The following is a 1,554-nucleotide window of genomic DNA, read 5'->3' on the forward strand; positions in this document are numbered from 1 at the left end:
TGCGGCGAGGGCGCCGGCCAGGCCGCCGGCCGCCCCGGCCCGTCCCGTGCCGGCCAGTGCGGAACGACCCGCGCTGCGCCGCACCGCCACCAGGAGCAGCGCCCCGAGCACCAGCATGCCCACCGAGTTGGCGGCGGTCACCGCGAGCACCCGGTCCCGCAACGGCAGCAGGGCACCGAGCAGCAGGACGACGACCGGCACCAGCAGGAAGCCGACAGCGGTGGCCACCGTGGCCGCCCGGGTCTCACCCCGGGCGTAGAGCGCCCGGGTGAGCACCGCGAAGAGGCCGTAGCCGACCAGGCCGGGGGCGTACCCGATGATCGCGGCGGCGGCGGTCGGCGCGGTGGACGCCGGGAAGAAGAAGTGCCCGACCGGTCCGGCGGTCCCGATCAACGCGGCCGTGCCGAGGCAGCTGAACAGCAGCACGCCGCGGACGGCCGGTGCCAGGGTGGCCCGGTAGGTGTGCTCGTCGCCGGCGGACCGCGCCGCCGCCAGGGTCGGATAGGCCGCGATGGCCAGCGGCACCGCCAGCACCGCCCAGGGCAGCAGGTAGACGGTCTGCGCCAGGTTGTAGACGCCCGGGTTGCTCCGCGCCCCGGCGGTGACCTGGTTCAGGCTGACGATCAGGGCGATCTGCTGGGTGGTGACGGTGACCGCGCCGGCCACCGCCAACCCGCCGACCCGGGCCCGCGCGTCGGCCGGGAAGCCGAACCCGGGCCGGACCCCGAGGCCCAACCGGTGCACCGGGACCAGCAACGACAACGACAGCACCACCACGCCGAGGGTGGTGCCGGCGGAGAGCAGCAGCTCACCGCCGGGGCTCACCCCGCCGACGGTGGCGTACCGGCCCTGGGTCGCGGTGAACCCCAGGTAGACGACGATGACGGTGAGGCTGGACAGCAGCGGGGCGAGCACCGGCCAGGCGAAGCGGCGGTGCGCCTGGAGCACCCCGGTCAACACGATGCCGATCCCGTACAGCGGCAGTTGCGGCGCGAAGACCCGCAGCATCCGGACGCCGCTCTGCTGCTGGGCGGCGGTCAGGTGGTGGCCCAGCGAGTCGACCACCGGGCCGGCGCAGAGCGCCACCAGCAGGGCGAGCGGCACCAGCAGGGCCAGCGTCCAGGTCAGCAGCGCGCCGGTGGTCCGCGCCACCGCCGCCCGGTCGCCGGCCGCGACCGCGCCGGCCAGCAGCGGTACGACCAGGCTGGCCAACGCGCCACCGGCGACGATCTCGAAGATGAAGTTCGGCACCGCGTTGGCGACCACGTACGTGCCGCCGAGGTCGGTGGGGGCCAGGCTCCAGGTGAACACGGCGGTGCGGCCGAAGCCGGCGAGTCGGCTGACCACGGTGAGCACGGCGATGACCAGCAGGGCGAGCGGCACCAGCAGGGCCAGCGTCACGGTCAGCAGCGCGCCGGTGGTCCGCGCCACCGCCGCCCGGTCCGCCGGCCGCGACGCGCCGGCCAGCAGCGGTACGACCAGGCTGGCCAACGCGCCACCGGCGACGATCTCGAAGATGAAGTTCGGCACCGCGTTGGCGACCACGTACGTGCC

The 1,554-nt window shown here is 75.4% G+C and carries 1 protein-coding gene; it reads right to left on the bottom strand.

Features of this window, described 5'->3' with window-relative positions:
• Positions 1-1,467, bottom strand: a 1,467-nt coding sequence (gene murJ, locus JM949_RS35880; RefSeq protein WP_407664891.1) for a murein biosynthesis integral membrane protein MurJ, incomplete at its 3' end; no start/stop codon positions are given.
• Positions 1,468-1,554 lie beyond the last annotated feature (87 nt).

The sequence above is a fragment of the Micromonospora tarensis genome (assembly GCF_016803395.1).
Lineage (GTDB): Bacteria > Actinomycetota > Actinomycetes > Mycobacteriales > Micromonosporaceae > Micromonospora > Micromonospora tarensis.